This is a genomic window from Vibrio marinisediminis, from assembly GCF_014050145.1.
Lineage (GTDB): Bacteria > Pseudomonadota > Gammaproteobacteria > Enterobacterales > Vibrionaceae > Vibrio > Vibrio marinisediminis.
This window is the reverse complement of sequence record NZ_JACFYF010000485.1, coordinates 1-218: the sequence shown is the minus strand read 5'-3', so window position 1 is coordinate 218 and position 218 is coordinate 1. Positions and strand designations below refer to the sequence as shown.

Below are 218 nucleotides of genomic sequence, written 5' to 3'. Positions count from 1 at the left end.
AGAATGATGCTGACCGCGGGTTTGTCCTCCACCAAACGTTATATCGACTATCACGAGCAGGTGCACGCCTGTTTGCCGAAAGACACCCATCACCACTTGCCTTTTATTGGTGTGCACCCCAAATACCAGAGTAAGGGATACGGACGTATGTTGATGCAGGTGATTGAAGGCATCTGCCGGGAAAGTCCTTTATCCTCCGGTATAGGGCTGGATACCGG

Annotated in this window: 1 protein-coding gene; it reads left to right on the top strand. The window is 51.4% G+C overall.

Annotated features, from left to right (window positions below; genetic code table 11):
- A partial coding sequence (locus H2O73_RS21815) for a GNAT family N-acetyltransferase (RefSeq protein WP_182110884.1) occupies nt 1-218 on the top strand: 218 nt, incomplete at both ends.